Origin of the sequence: Silvibacterium bohemicum (genome assembly GCF_001006305.1) — a bacterium.
In the GTDB taxonomy this organism is placed as follows: Bacteria; Acidobacteriota; Terriglobia; order Terriglobales; family Acidobacteriaceae; genus Silvibacterium; species Silvibacterium bohemicum.
Map to the genome: position 1 here is coordinate 1 of NZ_LBHJ01000013.1, position 728 is coordinate 728.

At 66.6% G+C, this 728-nt stretch carries 1 protein-coding gene; it reads left to right on the top strand.

Annotated elements, in window-relative coordinates; translation table 11 throughout:
* The coding region (locus tag XX99_RS19960) for an IPT/TIG domain-containing protein (RefSeq protein ID WP_197081915.1) at positions 1-728 on the top strand (728 nt) is incomplete at both ends.

Consider the following 728-nt stretch of genomic DNA (forward strand, 5'->3'; position numbering starts at 1 on the left):
GCGGGCAGCGGCTTTACATCGCGGATCATCACCACGCCGGATGAAGATATCGCGGAAGACAAGACGGTGACCACGGCAGGCAGCAACAGCGCGACGGCGGCGTTAACCTCGGCCGGCGCGTGGGTCATGCAGATGGTGACCTTCTCAGCCGCATCCGTTCCAGCGCCAACGGTGAGCAGCGTGAGTCCGAACAGCGGCTCGACCGGCGGCGGCACAGCGGTGACCATTACCGGGACGAACTTCGCCTCGGGGGCAACGGTGACCTTCGGCACAGCAGCCGCAACGAACGTGGTGGTGGTGAGCAGCACGACCATCACGGCGACCGCGCCCGCGGGCAGCGCCGGAGCGGCGACGGTGACCGTGACCAACGCGAGCGGCCAGAGCGGCAGCCTGACTGGTGGCTTCACTTACACCGCTGGTCCGGCGGTAAGCAGTGTGAGTCCCAGCAGCGGTGTGGCATCAGGCGGCACTGCTGTGACCATCACCGGAACGAACTTCTCTTCCGGCGCAACTGTAACGTTCGGCGGCTCGGCTGCGACGAACGTGGTGGTGGTGAACAGCACGACGATCACCGCGACCGCGCCCGCGGGGAGCGCCGGAACAGCAACCGTGACGGTGGCCAATAGCGGCGGCCAGAGCGGCAGCCTGCCTGCTGCGTTTACTTATGTAGGCCAGCCAACGGTGAGCAGCGTGAGTCCGAACAGCGGTTCGAATTCGGGCGGCACCGC